Source organism: Clostridioides sp. LIBA-6822 (genome assembly GCF_056688955.1).
Genome location: NZ_CP196995.1, coordinates 1,242,001 through 1,260,105 on the forward strand (window position 1 = coordinate 1,242,001; position 18,105 = coordinate 1,260,105).

Consider the following 18,105-nt stretch of genomic DNA (forward strand, 5'->3'; position numbering starts at 1 on the left):
ATGAATTTAGCTAAAGTATTTAAAAATGGGCTAATAGATGAGAACCCAACATTTGTGCAAGTTATAGGTATGTGTCCAACACTAGCCGTTACAACTTCAGCAATAAATGGAATCGGTATGGGTCTTTCAACAGCAGCAGTTTTAATATGTGCAAATTTAGTTATATCATTACTAAGAAAAATCACACCAGATAAGATAAGAATACCTATATTTGTAGTAATTATAGCTACATTTGTTACAATAGTAGGAATGGTTTTAAAAGCATATGTTCCTGCTCTTGATAAGGCTCTTGGTATATATATACCATTAATAGTTGTTAACTGTTTAATATTAGCTCGTGCAGAGAGTTTTGCTTTTAAAACTGGTCCACTAGCTTCAATTGTTGATGGTGTAGGTCAAGGTCTTGGATTTACTGTTGCTCTTACAATAATAGGTGCAGTAAGAGAATTACTTGGAAATGGTAGTTTATTTGGATTGACACTATTTGGAGCATCTTTCCAACCAGTATTAATATTTATATTACCACCAGGTGCATTCTTAACATTAGGATTCTTATTTGCAGGATTTAATAAATTAAGAAGTAAAAAAGCGTAGTGGAGGTGTAATAAATGAATTTAATACTTTTATTTTTAAGTATCGTTCTTGTTAATAACGTTATAACATCTCAGTTCTTAGGTATATGTCCTTTCTTAGGAGTTTCTAAGAAAGTTGATACAGCAGTAGGGATGGGAGTTGCAGTTACATTCGTTTTAACTTTAGCTTCAATTATAACTTATTTTATACAAATTTTATTAGTAAAAACTGGAACTGGATTTTTACAAACAATAGCTTTTATATTGGTTATAGCTTCTATAGTTCAGTTCGTTGAAATGGTAATTCAAAAGATGAGTCCATCTTTATATCAAGCATTAGGAGTTTATTTACCTCTTATAACTACAAACTGTGCAGTTCTTGGTATAGCTCTAGTTAATGTTCAAAAAAGTTATAACTTAGTAGAAACAATAATAAATGGATTTGGTGCCGGAGCTGGATTTACTTTAGCAATAGTAATATTCGCAGGTATAAGAGAAAGACTAGAATTAGCTGATATACCAGAAGCATTTAAAGGTTTCCCTATAACACTTATATCAGCAAGTTTAATGTCAATAGCTTTCTTAGGATTTACAGGACTTATAAAGCTATAAAAAAGAGGGGTGAAAATAGTGATACTTACAGCTGTATTAGTTTTAGGAGTTATGGGCTTAATCTTCGGGATAGTACTAGATTTTGCATCTAAAAAGTTTGCTGTAGAAGTAGACGAAAGAGTGGAAGCTATACTAGGAGTACTTCCAGGAGCTAACTGTGGTGGTTGTGGATTTCCAGGTTGTGGAGGTCTTGCAAGTGCAATAGTTGAAGGAAAAGCACCAGTTAATGGTTGCCCTGTAGGTGGAGCAGATGTTGGTGCAAAAGTAGGAGAAATAATGGGAGTAAGCGCTGAAGCAGGTGAAAAGCAAGTAGCAAAAGTTATTTGTAAAGGAACTTGTTCAAGTGCAAAAGATAAATATGAGTACGACGGAATATCAGATTGTAGAGCAGCAAATGTTTTAAATTCAGGAGCTAAAATGTGTAAATTTGGATGTTTAGGTCTTGGAACATGTAAAGCTGCTTGTAAATTTGATGCTATATCTATAGTTGATGGAGTAGCAGTAATAGATGAAGAAAAATGTGTAAATTGTGGAAAATGTCAAGAAGTTTGTCCTAAGGGCATAATAATCACAAAGCCAGAAAGTCAAGAAGTAGTTGTAGAGTGTAACAGTAAAGAGTTTGGTAAGGCTGTTAAAGAAAAATGTACTGCTGGATGTATTGGCTGTGGAATGTGTGTAAAAGCTTGTAAATTTGATGCTATAATATTTGAAAATAAAATAGCTAAGATAGACTCTAGCAAGTGTGTAGGTTGTATGGAATGTGTAGCAAAATGCCCTACAAAAGTAATATCAGGTGATATAACTAAGAAAAAGAAAGTTACTATTGACCAAGAACTTTGTGTTGGATGTACAGTATGCAAAAAACAATGTAAGTTTGATGCAATAGAAGGAGAATTAAAAGAAAAACATAAGGTAGATGCTGATAAATGTGTAGGATGCCATTTATGTATGGAAAAATGTCCAAAGAAAGCTATTAAAATTTTGTAATATGGACAAAATAAGGATATGGAATAATTTCCATATCTCTAATGAGTACATAAAACAGAGGTATGGAATAATTTCCATACCTCTATTTTATGTATATTTATTTTATTGGTAATAAATATAACAATAGTGTAACAAAAAAGGTTCGACATTTCTGTTGAATTTTTTACAATATAGTGATAGACTAAATAGGTACAAATTACGTACAAACGAGGTGAATAAATGAATATAATCTTGGCATCAGCCTCTCCAAGAAGGAAAGAAATTCTAGAGAATACAAATGTAAGATTTGATATAATTAAAAGTGAAATTGATGAGATTATATTAGAAAGTGAAGCACCAGAACATTTAGTTATGAGATTGGCTTTTGAAAAAAGTATGTCTGTAGCATCTGAACATAATGAAGATGTTGTTATTGGAGCTGATACAGTTGTTGTTTTAGACAATGCTATTTTAGGAAAACCTAAAGATGAGTCTTGTGCAAGAGATATGCTAAAAAGACTATCTGGAAGAGAGCATCAAGTCATAACCGGTATTAGCTTAATAAACTTGTGCGAAGATAAGAAAGTAATTGACTATGTAATCAGCAATGTGAAATTTAAAACGTTATCAGAACAGGATATTGAGGATTATCTGAGAACTAAAGAGTCATTTGACAAAGCAGGAGCTTATGGTATACAAGGCTATGGAGCTTTGCTAGTTGAAGAAATTAAAGGAGATTATTTTAATATAGTCGGTCTTCCAATTTCAAAGTTAGGTGACTTATTAAAAAAACATTTTAATATAAATCTTTTTTATGGAGTGTGATTTATCTGAAAAAGTCATTTAATTCAACCATTAAGGTAAAAGAAATGGCACCAGAGGAAAGACCCAGAGAAAAGATGCTTGCTGAAGGAGTAAAAAGCTTATCAAATACTGAATTGTTGGCTATACTTTTAAGGACTGGTAACAAAAATAAAAATGCTATTGAGTTAGCCAACTATATAATAAATAGAGATATTCAGGGTATTAGACATTTAGAAGATATGACAATAGAGGAGCTGTGTAATATAGATGGAATTGGGTTATCAAAATCAACCCAAATTAAAGCAGCTTTAGAACTAGGCTCTAGAATAGCCAGTTTTAAACCTATGAAGTATAAAATAAAAAATCCTTGGGATATACATAAATATTATATGGACAGCCTTAGGTATTTAAAAAAAGAGGTTTTTAAAGCAGTTCTTTTGAACACAAAAAATGAGATAATATCTGATGTAGATATATCCGTGGGGACTTTAAGCTCGTCATTAGTCCATCCTAGAGAGGTTTTTAAAGAAGCTATAAGAAGAAGTGCAAGTAAAATAATAGTGATGCATAATCACCCTTCAGGAAGTGTGGAACCATCAAGTGAAGATAAGAATATCACATCAAGACTTGTTAAATGTGGAGAAATAATTGGAATAGAAATAATTGACCATATAATTATTGGAGATGGATTATACTTTAGCTTTAAAGAAAATATGATAATTTGACTTTATATGTGATAAAATAGTAGGAGAATGTTTTTAACATGATTCTTAATAGTAGGAAGGAGTAAAATCATGGCTAAGGAAAAAAAGAAAGAGAAAAAAGGTTTTTTTAGTTTTAATAAGATGACAAAGGATATGGGAATAGATTTAGGGACTGCAAATACATTAGTTTACATAAAAGGACAAGGTATTGTTGTTAGAGAACCATCAGTTGTCGCAATAAGAGATGACAGTAAGGAAGTTTTAGCAGTAGGTGAAGAAGCTAAAAAAATGATAGGTAGAACACCAGGAAATATAGTAGCTATAAGACCTATGAAAGATGGTGTAATAGCTGATTTTGATATAACTCAATCAATGATTAGTTATTTCATACAAAAAGCAGCTGACAAAAAAGGTGTTGTAAGTCCAAGAATAGCTATATGTGTTCCTTTTGGAGTTACAGAAGTAGAAAAGAGAGCTATAGAAGAAGCTGCAAGACAAGCAGGAGCTAAAGATGCATTCCTTATAGAAGAGCCAATGGCAGCAGCTATAGGAGCAGGATTAAAAGTTGAAGAACCAGAAGGTAATATGGTAGTTGATATTGGTGGAGGTACTTCAGAGATAGCTGTAATATCTTTAGGAGGAATCGTTACTGCTAAATCTATAAGAATTGGTGGAGACGAGTTTGATGAGTCTATAGTTGCTTATGTAAAAAAAGAGTACAATCTTATGATAGGTGAAAGAACTGCTGAAAATGTTAAGATTAGTATAGGTTCTACATTTAAAGATGATGAAGAAGTAAACATGCAAATAAGAGGTAGAGATTTAATTTCAGGGTTACCTAAGACAATAGAAATATGTTCTACAGAAGTTAGAGAAGCATTAAAAGAACCTGTAAGTTCAATAGTAGATGCAATAAAATCTACACTAGAAAAAACTCCACCAGAATTAGCGTCAGATATAATGGAAAACGGAATAATGCTAACAGGAGGAGGAGCTTTGCTTAGAGGTCTTGATAAACTTATTACACAAGAAACTGGAATGTCTGTGCAAATAGCAGAAACACCTCTTGATTGTGTTGCACTTGGAACAGGAAAATCTGTTGAAGACCAAGAAATCTTTGAAAAAGTATTAATGATGAATGCTAAAAATTAGAAGTTGGTGATGGCCTTGAGATTTGACAAGAATAAAAATGAGAAAAAAAGGATTAATGTTAAAGTGATAGCAACGGGCGTAGTTGCTATCACTTTAATTGGAATTGTGGGTATATCAATCGGTAAGTTTTCTAGTGGTAGTCCAGTAAATTTAGGAGTAGCCTCTGATGCTATTACAAGTGTTGGAAAAGGAATAAACAATGGCTTTTCTTTTATCAAAAATGGATTTAAAGATATATCAAGTTTTAAAGAGAATTCTAAAAAGGTAAAGAAATTAGAAGCAGAAAATGAAAAACTTAAAAAGGATATGATAACTTTAAATACTAAATTAGATAAAACAGAATCACTAGAAGAGTTAAAAAAGACGCTTAATTTTGTAGAGGAAAAATATAAAGCTACAAGTATTTCTACAAGTGTTGTCAGTAAAAATGATGGAAACTGGTATGAGAGCTTTGTTATAGGTGCAGGGAAAAGTTCGGGTGTAAAAAAAGAAAGTATAGTTATGAATGGTAGTGGATTAGTTGGTGTAGTTTATGAAGTTTCAAACAATTATAGTAAGGCAATTTCACTATTGGATTCTAAGGCATCTGTAAGTTTTAAACTAGCAAAGGATGCTAATGCGAAAGGAACAATTACTCAAAATACTACTTTGGATAATAAGGATAGTTATAATAGTAAAGGATATTTACAAGGTTATATGTTTGACTCATCATACAATGTAATTCAAGGAGATATAATAACAACATCAGGTCTTGGATTCTTCCCAGAGGGTATACCAATTGGTGAGGTTGAAAAAGTAGTTGATGATAAAGATAAGTCGCTAAAATATGTAGTTGTAAAACCTTATGTTGATTTTAAGAATATAGATGACGTTGTAGTCATAGAACCAAGAAATATAGGATAAAGGGGATAAAAACAATGAAAAAAGTTTTACTTTGTCTATTAGGAATTGTGCTTATGACTATAGAAAATAGTATAACAAATTATATAGATATTTTTGGCATAAGCTTTAATCTAGTTCTTATATATGTGACTATAATCTCTCTTTATTTAGATGAACTAGAGGGTGGTATTATAGCTGCTATAATAGGGCTTATTAAAGACATAACCGTTGGTGGAATTTTTGGTGTAAATGCGTTAGTTTTGTTTGTTATTGCGTATGCAATCGGACACATGAGAGACCAGCTATATAAAGGTAGCTATATTATTACTTTCGTTTTGATTTTTATAGGAAGTTTAATTGATTCAATTGTCAATATAGGTACATCTAGTATAATCTATCAAAGCTATAGCATATCAACACTTTTAGTAAAAGGTCTACTAGTAGCACCAATAGTGAATAGTTTAATTGGTTTAGTAATATATCGCTTATCTAAAAGAGCAGTTTTAAAACTTAAAGAAGATTAGTTGGTGAGTTCATGGAAGAAAATAAACAAGTTGATAGACTAAAAATAATTAAAATAGTCATAAGTGTGATATTTTTAGCTATTTTAGTAAAAATAATCTACATGACTACATTTAAATATGAATATTACAATGAGTTAGCTGAGAATAAAACATATAAAAAATTGGCAATAGAAGCTCCAAGAGGAGAAATAAAAGATAGATATGGAAGATTGTTAGCGGGAAATAAAAACTTATTTACTGTTCAGGTTTCAGGTAACGATATTAATAAAAAAGATGCAAAGAAGCGTTCAAGAGCAAATGAAATATCATTAAAGCTTATAAATTTGCTTGAAAAAAATGGTGAAGAATATGTAGATGAGTTTCCTATATATGTAGAAAATGGAAAGTACTATTATACATATGACAGAGATATTAGAGAGTATAAATCAGAAAATGGTATCCCAAATGATTATAATGCTAAAGAAAGTTTTTATTACTTAGTAGATAAACTTATATCAGCTGGAATATTGTCTCAAGAAGATAAAAGATTGGATGCAACAAAGTTACAAGCAAAACTGAATGAAAATGGATATTATCCACCTATTTTAGTTAGTAAATGGATGTTCACAGCAGAAAGAGATAAGAGAGATTGGCTGGCTAGTTATAAGATAAAAGAGACTAAGCTAAATGCCAAAGAAGCGTTTGAAAAAGTAAGAAATAGTGAAGCATTAAACATTGATAAAAGTTTAAGTGATGAAGATGCAAGAAAAATAATGGTTGTGAGAGATTTGATAAAATCAAAAGGATATTCTCAGTATAATCCAGTAACCATTGCAAAAGATGTAGGAGAAACTACAATTGCACAAATTGAAGAGCGTGCTATGGACCTTGTTGGTGTTTCAATAGCAGTCGAACCAGTAAGATATTATCCTAATGGAACTTTAGGTTCACATATGCTAGGATATGTAGGAAAAATGCCATCAACTCAAATAGAATCATACCTTCAGAAAGGGTATGAAAATGGAGACATGGTAGGTCTTGCAGGAGTAGAGAAAAGTAATGAAAGTAGACTAAGAGGAACTGATGGTTATAAAATGGTTAAGGTTGATGCATTGGGAAGAATCAGTAAAGAGATTGAATCTAAAAAGCCTAAATCAGGAGATACTGTATATCTTACACTAGATAAAGACTTACAGGAAGTTTCAGATAATGCATTAAAACAAATAATAGAAGTTGCTTCTAAAGGAGGTACTTTTAAAAGTAAATTTGGTGATAAACCAATTAGTGCATATGCAGGAAAAGCACAATCAGCAGCCCTTATAGCTATTGATGTAAAAAATGGAGAAGTATTAGCTTCTTCAAGCTATCCTAATTATGACCCAAATAAATTTGCAAAAGGTATTTCTACAGAAGATTATAAAGCACTTCAGCCAAAGAATCCAAATGACTTACTAGCAGGGAGTCCACTTTTAAACTTAGTTACACAAGGGGAATTCCAGCCAGGTTCTTCATTTAAGATGGTAACTTCAATGGCAGCTTTAGAAAATGGTTTAAATCCAAACTTTACAATAAATGACCCTGGGGTTATCATGTTAGGTAAAAAATCTTTTGGTGACTATGTATGGAACCATGGTAGAGGCAATCATGGCATGACAAACTTATATAAAGCAATACAAGAATCTTGTAATATATATATGGCAACTATTGGTACAGGTAAAACATGGCCAGATGGAAAAAGCATTGGTATAGATATGAATGCAAGTAAAATCCTTGAGTATGCAAAATTGTTTGGACTTGACCAAAATACTGGACTTCAAGATGAAGTAGAAGAAAGAGCAGGTAAAGTTCCTAGCACAGAGGATAAATTGAAATCAACACAAGCTCTGTTAAAGTCGAATTTAGAAAGAGAAATGGCAAATGACTTTGTTGATATAACTAGAGATAAAAATCCTAAAGAATATGAAAAAAGAATCAATGAGATTGTAAGCTGGGCAGCAGAAAAGAAAACTCCTGGTAGAGTAGAAACAATGAATAGACTAAAAAAATTGGATGTTAAAGAAGAGAGAATAGAAGATGTAGCAGATTTAGCAGTATTTAGTTATTTCAACTTTGCAAAATGGAGTACTGCAGATACATTCAACTTGGCTATAGGTCAAGGTGAGAATGCCTATACACCAGCTCAGATATCAAGATATGTGGCTGCCATAGCAAATGGAGGCAATTTAGTAGAATTATCTGTAGTTGATAGAGCTGTTTCAAGTAACTATTCATCAGTGAAAATCAATGACCAGAAGAAAGTAGAAAAAATACCTTTTAAAAATCCTGACAACTTAAAAGAATTAACAAAAGGTATGAAATTGGTTGCAAAACAAGGTACAGGAAAGAGTGCTTTTGCTGATTTCCCAATAGATGTAGCGGCAAAGACTGGTACAGCTGAGAAAAGTGGGAAAATACCTACAGATAATGAATATGAATATTTAAAAAGTCATATATCATCTTATAATGTAAATCTAGATGATGCAGTTAAACTAGCAGATAAGATGAAAGCAGAAAAAGAAAAAGAACTTTCATTAACTAAAGAAAAGGAAGTAAAAAAGAAATTAGAAAACAAAGATTTAAAAGACAAAGAAAGAAAGAAATTAGAAGAAGAGTTAGAGGATGGAATAAAAGTTAGATTAGAAGATACTGATAAAGTGAATTCTTCATATTTAAGAAAAGCTATAAAAGAATTAAATCCAAAAATAACAGATGACGAAATAGATAAATTTAAACAAGATTATGGTTCTTTTACATGGACTGTTGCTTTTGCTCCAGCAGATGACCCAGAAATAGCTGTTGTATGTGTAATTCCTCAAGGTGATTCAAGTGTATTCTCACTTTTACCAACTCGAGAAGTTATTGGAACGTATATGGGATTAGAGCCAACTAATAGTAAAAAAGACAACAATACGAATGATGTTAACAATTCTTCTGACGAAAATATAAATTTCGAGTCACAAATTAACAGATAGCTTAATCCATATATAAACTTTAGCTTTATACAGAAAAAATAAAAGGATTTAAAGCGTATTTGAAGAATATAAATGATATATCACTCTGGAGGTTGTTATGTCTTTAAGAGAAATTTGTAGTCAAGAACTAGTAGAGTTCAAAGGTAATAAAAGAGGGATAATAGTAAATATAAAAAAAGAAGCTCCATTTGAGGAAATACAGGAAAAATTAATAAACAAATTGGAAGCGTATGTTGGCTTTTTTAATGGGGCTAAAATTAGTAAAATTAATAGTGATTATTTAACTGACATGGAGATTCTAGAATTAAAAGAAGGAATCACTTCTAGATTTGATGTGGAATTCGTTGAAGATCAAAAAATTGAAGAAAATAGTAATTTTCCAACAAAATATGTCAATACCCTAAGATCTGGAGAAAATATTGAATTTGAAGGTGATGTAGTCATATTAAATGATATGAAACCTGGTTCAAAGGTGCTTTCAAAATCAAATACAGTTGTTATGGGAGATATAAATGCTGGTGCTAAAGTTGTAGCAGGAGGTAATGTTTTTGTAATGGGTAAAATAGAAGGCTTTGTACATGCAGGTGCAGAAGGTAATGAATTTGCATATGTTGTTGCTGGAAATCTTAATCCTAAAATATTACAAATAGCAGAAAATATTGCAGAAGCTCCAGATGATGAAGAAAATTATGAAGTTGAATCAGAAATTAGCCCAGAAATAGCCTTTGTGAGTAATGGAAGAATTGTAATCGAAAGCTATTTGTCAAAATTGGACAAATAGAAAGAAAAATAGGGGGTAGTATTATGAGCGAAGTTATAGTTATAACATCTGGTAAAGGTGGAGTTGGAAAAACTACTACCGCAGCAAACTTAGGAACTGCGCTAAGCCTAGAAAATAAAAAAACAGTAGTAGTAGATGCAGATATCGGACTTAGAAACCTAGATGTAGTAATGGGTCTTGAAAATCGAATAGTTTATGACATAGTAGATGTAGTTGAAGGAACTTGTAGGCTTAAGCAAGCTCTAATAAAAGACAAAAGATTTGATAATCTATATTTATTACCAGCAGCACAAACTAGAGACAAAAATGCTGTCTCAGTTGAACAAATGGTTGACCTGTGTGAAAAACTAAAAGAATCTTTCGAGTATATAATAATAGACTGCCCAGCAGGTATTGAGCAAGGATTTAAAAATGCAATAGCTGGAGCAGATAGAGCTATTGTGGTTACAAATCCAGAAATATCGGCAGTAAGAGATGCTGATAGAATAATAGGTTTATTAGAAGCAAATGAAATAAAAGAAATAAGATTAGTTATAAATAGGATTAGAAATGATATGGTTAAACGTGGAGACATGATGGATAAACAAGATATAATAGAAATATTAGCAATAGATTTGTTAGGTCTTGTTCCTGATGATGAAAGTATAATTATATCGACAAATAAAGGTGAGCCAGCTATACTTGATTCAAAGTCACTTGCTGGTCAAGCATACAAGAATATCGCAAAAAGGATACTAAATGAAGAAGTTCCTCTACTTGAACTTGAAGTTGAAGATGGATTCTTTGGTAGACTTAAAAAAATGTTTAGCATGGCTAAGTAGCAAAGGAGGATACATCTGTGTTAGATTTATTTAGAGTTTTTTCTAACGATGCTAAAACTAGTAAATCTGTTGCTAAAGAGAGGTTAAAATTAGTTTTAGTACATGATAGAGTAGATTGTTCACCACAACTTTTAGAAATGATAAAAACAGACATTTTAAAAGTAATAGCCAATTATGCAGAGATAGAAGATGATGGCCTTGAAATAAAAATGTCTAAATGCAGAGGTGAGCACGATGACAAACCTGTATCTGCATTAGTTGCTAATATACCATTAAAGAATATAAAAGATAGATGTATGTAATTAGTGCTTAAAAGGGGGGTATCCTTATTGGTATATGCCCCTTTTATTTAATTATGTGTTTAAAGATAGAAAGACGGTGATTCTTTGAAAAAAATCAATATTAATTATAAGTCGACAATTAAGTTGATAAAACAGTTAGACTGGAAACTTATAGTTACAGTATTAGCTATCTTTATTTTTGGACTTGTTATACTTAGTAGTGCAACGCATGCTAATTCGACTGGTTCATATAATCAATTAATTAAGCAAGGACTAGCTTTTGTACTTGGCATAGGGATGATTATAGTCATATTATTTTTTGATTATAATCTTTTAGGTAGGTATTACAAAGCGCTTTATATAATAAGTCTTGTTTTGTTAGCCATCGTTTTATTACCTGTAATTGGTACAGAAAAAGGTGGTGCTAGGTCGTGGATTAACTTAGGTCCACTTGATTTGCAAACATCTGAGATAGTCAAATTAACATTTGTACTTAGTTATGCAAAGATACTTGAAACTAAGAAAGACAAATTAAATACATTAAAGGAAGTTATACCTGTTGTAGTTTATGCTATTCCATTTATTGGATTATTACTTGCACAACCAGATTTGGGAACAGGAATTGTCTTTTGTTGTATGATATTTGCAATGATGTTTACAGCAGGTCTTAGTTCAAAATTGATAAAAAGAGGAATAATCATACTGTTGGTATCAATGCCACTGATGTATTTGATGATGGCAGACCATCAGAAGATAAGAATAGAAGCCTTTTTAAATCCAGAAGATGTAACACTGAAAGGAAACTATCAGGTTATGCAATCTTTGATTGCGATAGGTTCTGGTGGTGTAACTGGTAAGGGGCTATACAATGGAAGTCAAAACCAAGAAGATTTTTTACCTGTGCAAGATAGTGATTTTATATTTGCTGTTGTAGGTGAAGAACTTGGTGTAATAGGAATGGCAGTGCTGATAATCTTATTTGCAATATTCTTATTAAGGCTTTTAGTAATTGCAAGAGATGCCAAGGATTTTTATGGAACCCTCATCGTGGTTGGTGTTATGGGGATGTTTGGTTATCAGATAATCCAAAATATAGGTATGACTGTTGCATTAATACCAGTAACAGGAGTAACACTACCTTTTGTAAGTTATGGAGGTAGTTCGTTATTAACATCCTTAGCAAACTTAGGATTAGTACTAAATGTTTGTATGAGAAGAAAGAAAATAAATTTCTAGATTTAATACTTGAAACGTAAATTGAGGAGATTGAGCATATGAATATAGCATTAGTAGCGCATGACCAAATGAAAAATACTATGGTCGGATTTTGTATAGGTTATGAATCAATTTTAAAAAAGTATGGACTTTATGCAACTGGAACTACAGGAAAAAGAATAATGGATGAAACTGACTTAAATATCAATAGGTTAGCATCTGGTCCTTTAGGTGGAGACCAACAAATAGGTTCTTTAATAGTAACACAAGAGATAGACTTAGTTATTTTTTTAAGAGACCCATTGACATCTCAGGCTCATGAAACAGATATACAAGCTTTAATAAGACTTTGTGATGTTTATCATGTTCCAATAGCTACAAATCTAGCTTCTGCAGAAATATTTATAAAAGCTCTTGATAGGGGAGAACTATCATGGAGAGAAGTTAGAAAAAATAAAAGTCAACGTGTTTAAGAAAAGTAAATTATATATAAAAAAAGGAGATGTTTCAAAATAAAAATTTGAATCATCTCCTTTTTTTATATTATTTTAAACCTATTGATTTGTATGTTATCTACAATATTCACTGACTTCACAATAAAATTGTACATAGTTTTTTGTGTAAGTACAATAACATACATTGTGTTTTAGATTATAAATCATTTTTATCTGAATTACTTACTCAATCAACTGATATATTGTTACATTCTTTTCTTTTATAGTCTTCACAGTGAGCCATAACTATACATGATTATACATCCTGATGTAACTATACTTTCCAAAAAATGTATTGAATATATATATTATAATCTGTATAATGTTTTTAGGGGAGAATATATAAATAGTATACAATTTTGATTTTAATTATATTATTGAAAATTCTCCTCACTCTCACCGTTAATAATGATTGAAAAAGAGTTACTCCAGATACAGAATAACAGTTTCTAATATATTAATAATTATCGTTTTCTCATGTTGACATCAAATATACTAATTTGTGAGTTGTATTGTATACCAATTATGTAGAAAATATTAACCAGATTTTCCATGAAATCCAGATATTTCTCAACTGTATAAATGGAGATACATGTTTACAATCCTTCTTTTTAAATCCAAAATAGTCTGATTAATGGTAGGGAATAGGAAATAAAAATATTTTATAAAGGAGAATGCTAATATGAAAAAAATCAGGAAATTAGCTACCAAACTATTGATTACAACAATGGTTTTAACTTCAAGTATGTATGTGACAGTTTATGGTATGACAGCTAAAGATGTTACTGCAAAGACACCAAAAAGCTACGTATCTGGAACTAACAGTATATATGGTCCAAAGTTGTCACAAGCCCAACTGAATTCAGTAGCACAGGCAACAGCAGACTTTATGAATAATAAAATTACAAAGAACATGACCACAGATGCTAAGATTATGGTTGCCTACAATCACATTAAAAATAACACAACATATGTTAATTGGAACGCAGCAGAGGGAGCCAATACTGCCTATACATTGGTAACTAAAAAAGGTGCGTGCTCTGGAATGTGTAGGAGTTTTAAAGCCCTATGTGATGCTATGGGAATTGAATGTTATTATGTACATAGTACATCAAATGACCACCAGTGGAACCTTGTCCGTTTTGAGGATGGACGTTTGTATCATGTAGACATTGATGCTAACAAATCGGCAGGAAAGGACATTATATACAAGAGCCTTACTCACCCATTACCATTTGACAAGACAGCATATCCAGCTGTTGGAGCAGTGAATACTCAAAATCCACCAGCAAAAGCTGGGAAGCACACTATGCTAGCAGATCAACAAGGGGCAATACTTAATGAAGTTTATGGAAATAATATGAAGCCAAAAAATGAAATGTATGAGGGTCTTTTGTGTAGTTCAATTGACTCATCAATAAATACAATTAAGTTTACAGGTAGTAATTCAAATTTAGACCCATCAAAGCATACGGTTTCTGTAATAGGATTTATGAAAACACCATATGGTATGTTTGCATTAGCACCAAATAGTAAACCTGTTGAATATCCTTTTGAATATGATAAGCCATTTTCTTTAGATTTTAGTGGTAAGAACCGTTCTGCGGCAGAATTGTCAAAATACTGTAAAAAAAATAATATAATTATTAAAGTAGAAATTGGTGAAAAAGGATCTAATTCTGGAATAGGGCTAGTAGCATACGCTAGATACGTCCGTTAATACTAATATACAAATAGAACATATCATTATAAATAATGCAACCTCTCGCTGAGGGTGTATTTAACATTATTATGTGAAACAAAAAAGAGATTTTCGACCTCTTTAAAAATTTAAAAAAGGAGTTGAACTTAAAATTAGATTAGAAAAAATCAATTTTGAGACAACTCCTTTTTAATTTATTTTTGGATATAAAACTATTTAAATTAAATAATTTTGTTTGTGATTAATGATTATTTAACTAATTTTGCAAATTCTGCACCAAATGCCATACAGTCTTTTAATGTTTCTTCACTAGGGAAGAATTTTTTCTTAAGAGATTCTACAGGCATTTTAAATGACATAGCTTTAAGTAAAGTCTCAGCCATAGTTATACCTTCACCACTCCAACCGAATGAACCGAATACTCCTGCTATCTTGCCTTGGTTAGCCATTGGGTCTATAACAGAGAATAAATCCCACATAGGTTTAACCATAGTTTTGTTTATAGTTGGAGAACCTAATAGTATTACCTTTGATACTACTAATGTATCGTGCATCTCTGTTAATGTCATATCTTCTAAATCATATAATTCAGCTTTTGCGCCTTCTGCATCAAGACCTTCTTTTATCTTTTTAGCCATTTCTAAAGTATTGCTATAAGCTGATAAGTAGAATATAGAAACTTGGTTTTGATTTGTTGTATTAATAGCTTCTGTAGACCATTCAACATATCTTTTAACAGCAGCCATTGGGTCTTTAGTAAGCATTGGTCCATGAGAAGTTAATATAGTATCAAATTCTATGTTCATTCCTACAACCTTATCTACAGCACTTAAAACGTGCTTAGCAAATGGCTTAACTATACAGTCATAATAGTGTTTAGCTGATTTTAGGTAATCTTCACTGTTTACTACATCTGCATCAACACTTGCAAAGTGACAACCAAATGCATCACAAGTTAAAAGAGTCTTGTCCTCTTCAATGTAAGTAAACATTGTATCAACCCAATGTAAGAATGGAGCAGTTATAAATTTAAGGTTTCTTTTACCAATATTTAAAACTTCACCATCTTTTATTACATGACAATTAAAAGGTCTATTTATTTGACCATCTAAGTATAGTTTAGCAGCTTTAGTACAATAAACTTCTATATTAGGATTTAAATCTAATAAGTACTTTAAACTACCAGCATGGTCTGGTTCTGTATGATGAATTACAACATAGTCAATCTTAGCTATATCAGTAACTTCTGATAGATTACTTAAGAATTCATCTTTAAAATTTGCTTTTACTGTGTCAAATAAAACCGTTTTTTCGTCCTTGATTAAATAAGAGTTGTAAGTTGTCCCAAACTCAGTTTCCATTATTATGTCGAATACTTTTAAACCTTCATCTACTACGCCAGTAAAGTAGATATCTTTTTTTACTTCAAAAACTTTACTCATTTTTAACCCTCCTAAAATTTATCATTATACAAGTAACATACCCCATTTTGGGGTTAATGAAACAAAAGATGTCATTATAAGTCATATAAAACAATAGTTTATGTTTATAATATATCATATTTGATAAAAAATCTGCATTTTAATAAAAATTTAATGGAAAATATTATTAAATATTTTTTAGACATTCTATTTTGTGAATAATATAGGTTTTAAATTCAATATTTTAGTTATATTTTTGATAGAAAATATTTTATCGTGTATAATATTACTTATAAATAAGAATAAAAATAAAGAGCTTGTTTGGAGGAATTTGGATAAATGAATAAAGTAGACTTGAAAAAAATCTTAAAAAAAGTAGAAAAGCCTGCTAGATATCTTGGAAATGAAATAAATTCAATTCATAAAGATACTAGTAATAGTGAATTGATAAGATACGCACATTGCTTTCCAGATTTATATGAAGTTGGTATGAGTCACTTAGGAAGTCATATATTATACGATGTAATAAACAAAGATGAAGATGTATTTTGTGAGAGAGTATATTCTCCTGCTGTTGACATGGAAAATATAATGAGAGAAAAAAACATACCATTATTTGCATTAGAGTCAAGAGAGCCTATAACAAACTTTGATTTTGTTACTTTTACACTTCAATATGAACTTTCATATACTAATATCTTAAATATATTAGATTTAGCAAATATACCAATATTAAAAAAGGAAAGAAAACTGGAAGACCCATTTGTAATGGTTGGTGGCCCTTGTGCCTATAATTCTGAACCTTTAGCAGATTTTGTGGATGTAGTAATATTAGGTGAAGGTGAAGAGGTCAATTTAGAAGTAGTAAATGAGTATAAAGAATGGAAGGAAAATAAAACGACTAGAGAAGATTTTTTATATAAAATATCAAGTATAGAGGGAGTATACATACCAAGTTTTTATGATGTTAAATACAATGAAGATGGTACAGTTCAAAGTGTAACTCCTAATAGAGATGGAGTTCCTAAGAATCCTACTAAGAGAATAATAAAAGATGTTGAAACTGTAGACTATCCAGAGAAACTAATAGTACCTTATATAGATACTGTTCATGATAGAATAGTGTTGGAATTATTCAGAGGATGTACAAGAGGATGTAGATTCTGTCAAGCAGGTATGATATATAGACCAATAAGAGAAAAAAGTGTTGAAAGACTTAAAGAAATATTAGATAAATTAGTTAAAAATACTGGATATGATGAAATATCATTATCATCGCTTAGTACAAGTGACTATAGCAAATTATCTGAGCTTACTGATTATTTGGTAGACGAGTATGCTTCTAATAATATAGGCATTTCTCTTCCATCTCTTAGATTAGATAACTTCTCAATGGAAATTGCTGATAAAATACAACAAGTAAGAAAGTCTGGACTTACTTTTGCTCCAGAGGCGGGAACTCAAAGACTTAGAGATGTTATAAATAAAGGTGTCACAGAAGAAGATTTGGAAAATGCAACAGAAAGAGCTTTTGAGATGGGATGGAATAGTGTCAAACTATATTTCATGATTGGTTTACCAACTGAGACTTATGATGATTTAGATGGAATAGCTAAATTAGCATATAAGGTTATTGATATTTACAGAAAAGTAAATGGAGGTAAATTAAAGAGAAGTTTTAGCGTTACAGTAAGTACTTCTACATTTGTACCAAAGCCATTTACACCTTTCCAATGGCATGGACAAGATACTACAGAAGAAGTAGTTGAGAAGCAAAGACACTTAGTAAATAAATTGAGAAACAACAATATAAAATACAATTACCATGATTCAAAAACTAGCTTGATGGAAGCTGTAGTAGCTAGAGGGGATAGAAGGATAGGAAAAGTTATATATGATGCATTTAAACTAGGTGCAAAGTTTGATGGATGGGCAGAACACTTTAATTTGGATATATGGAAGGAAGCTATGGAAAAAAATAATCTTTCTATAGATTTTTATGCACATAGAAATAGAACTTATGAAGAAGTATTTCCTTGGGACCATATAGATGTAGGTGTTAATAAAAAATTCTTAATTAGAGAAGATGAGAATGCTAAAAAAGAAAAAATCACTTCTGATTGTAGACATAATTGTAATGGCTGTGGAATAAATATACATGATATAGGAAGGGGGCTTTGCTAA

The 18,105-nt window shown here is 31.0% G+C and carries 17 protein-coding genes; 16 read left to right on the forward strand and 1 reads right to left on the reverse strand.

Annotated elements, in window-relative coordinates; all coding sequences use genetic code 11:
• The 15 genes from rsxE to ACTG48_RS06065 all read left to right on the forward strand — a co-directional run bounded on the left by rsxE (position 1) and on the right by ACTG48_RS06065 (position 14,518).
• Entirely contained in the window at positions 1-594 is a 594-nt protein-coding gene (gene rsxE / locus ACTG48_RS05995) for an electron transport complex subunit RsxE (RefSeq protein WP_021383804.1), read from the forward strand.
• Positions 595-608: 14 nt separating this feature from the next.
• Positions 609-1,184, forward strand: coding sequence for an electron transport complex subunit RsxA (gene rsxA / locus ACTG48_RS06000; protein ID WP_021383857.1), 576 nt, complete (start codon positions 609-611; stop codon positions 1,182-1,184).
• A 15-nt stretch (positions 1,185-1,199) separates the two neighbouring features.
• The gene (locus ACTG48_RS06005) at positions 1,200-2,171 is read left to right on the forward strand and encodes an RnfABCDGE type electron transport complex subunit B (RefSeq protein WP_044213008.1); all 972 of its coding nucleotides are present in this window, start codon (positions 1,200-1,202) and stop codon (positions 2,169-2,171) included.
• 219 nt (positions 2,172-2,390) lie between these two features.
• Positions 2,391-2,975 (forward strand): Maf family protein, encoded by a 585-nt coding sequence (locus tag ACTG48_RS06010; protein ID WP_021383880.1) that lies wholly within the window; start codon positions 2,391-2,393, stop codon positions 2,973-2,975.
• A 44-nt stretch (positions 2,976-3,019) separates the two neighbouring features.
• Complete coding sequence (gene radC, locus ACTG48_RS06015; RefSeq protein WP_021383866.1) at positions 3,020-3,679, forward strand: RadC family protein; 660 nt, start codon at positions 3,020-3,022, stop codon at positions 3,677-3,679.
• 69 nt (positions 3,680-3,748) lie between these two features.
• A complete protein-coding gene (locus ACTG48_RS06020) occupies positions 3,749-4,810 on the forward strand; it encodes a rod shape-determining protein (RefSeq protein ID WP_044212993.1) in 1,062 nt (353 codons plus the stop codon).
• 9 nt (positions 4,811-4,819) lie between these two features.
• Positions 4,820-5,713 carry a rod shape-determining protein MreC gene (mreC, locus tag ACTG48_RS06025; RefSeq protein WP_021383899.1) on the forward strand — a complete coding sequence of 298 codons (894 nt, stop codon included), beginning with the start codon at positions 4,820-4,822 and terminating at the stop codon, positions 5,711-5,713.
• 14 nt (positions 5,714-5,727) lie between these two features.
• Entirely contained in the window at positions 5,728-6,216 is a 489-nt protein-coding gene (gene mreD / locus ACTG48_RS06030; RefSeq protein WP_021383803.1) for a rod shape-determining protein MreD, read from the forward strand.
• 11 nt (positions 6,217-6,227) lie between these two features.
• Complete coding sequence (locus ACTG48_RS06035) at positions 6,228-9,206, forward strand: penicillin-binding transpeptidase domain-containing protein (RefSeq protein WP_479918371.1); 2,979 nt, start codon at positions 6,228-6,230, stop codon at positions 9,204-9,206.
• Positions 9,207-9,303: 97 nt separating this feature from the next.
• Positions 9,304-9,987, forward strand: coding sequence for a septum site-determining protein MinC (locus ACTG48_RS06040; RefSeq protein ID WP_021383876.1), 684 nt, complete (start codon positions 9,304-9,306; stop codon positions 9,985-9,987).
• A 23-nt stretch (positions 9,988-10,010) separates the two neighbouring features.
• Positions 10,011-10,808, forward strand: coding sequence for a septum site-determining protein MinD (gene minD / locus ACTG48_RS06045; RefSeq protein WP_021383865.1), 798 nt, complete (start codon positions 10,011-10,013; stop codon positions 10,806-10,808).
• 17 nt (positions 10,809-10,825) lie between these two features.
• Positions 10,826-11,110, forward strand: coding sequence for a cell division topological specificity factor MinE (minE, locus tag ACTG48_RS06050; RefSeq protein ID WP_021383822.1), 285 nt, complete (start codon positions 10,826-10,828; stop codon positions 11,108-11,110).
• 84 nt (positions 11,111-11,194) lie between these two features.
• Positions 11,195-12,325: a rod shape-determining protein RodA gene (gene rodA, locus ACTG48_RS06055; RefSeq protein ID WP_479918372.1), complete on the forward strand. Its 1,131-nt coding sequence runs from the start codon at positions 11,195-11,197 to the stop codon at positions 12,323-12,325.
• A 38-nt stretch (positions 12,326-12,363) separates the two neighbouring features.
• Positions 12,364-12,777, forward strand: coding sequence for a methylglyoxal synthase (gene mgsA / locus ACTG48_RS06060; protein ID WP_021383835.1), 414 nt, complete (start codon positions 12,364-12,366; stop codon positions 12,775-12,777).
• A gap of 703 nt (positions 12,778-13,480) precedes the next feature.
• Positions 13,481-14,518: a transglutaminase-like domain-containing protein gene (locus ACTG48_RS06065; protein ID WP_021383839.1), complete on the forward strand. Its 1,038-nt coding sequence runs from the start codon at positions 13,481-13,483 to the stop codon at positions 14,516-14,518.
• A gap of 230 nt (positions 14,519-14,748) precedes the next feature.
• Here the strand turns inward: ACTG48_RS06065 and ACTG48_RS06070 are convergent, their stop codons facing one another.
• A complete protein-coding gene (locus tag ACTG48_RS06070) occupies positions 14,749-15,942 on the reverse strand; it encodes an FprA family A-type flavoprotein (RefSeq protein ID WP_021383872.1) in 1,194 nt (397 codons plus the stop codon).
• A 318-nt stretch (positions 15,943-16,260) separates the two neighbouring features.
• Between ACTG48_RS06070 and ACTG48_RS06075 the strand changes: the two genes are divergently transcribed.
• Positions 16,261-18,105, forward strand: coding sequence for a TIGR03960 family B12-binding radical SAM protein (locus tag ACTG48_RS06075; RefSeq protein ID WP_479918373.1), 1,845 nt, complete (start codon positions 16,261-16,263; stop codon positions 18,103-18,105).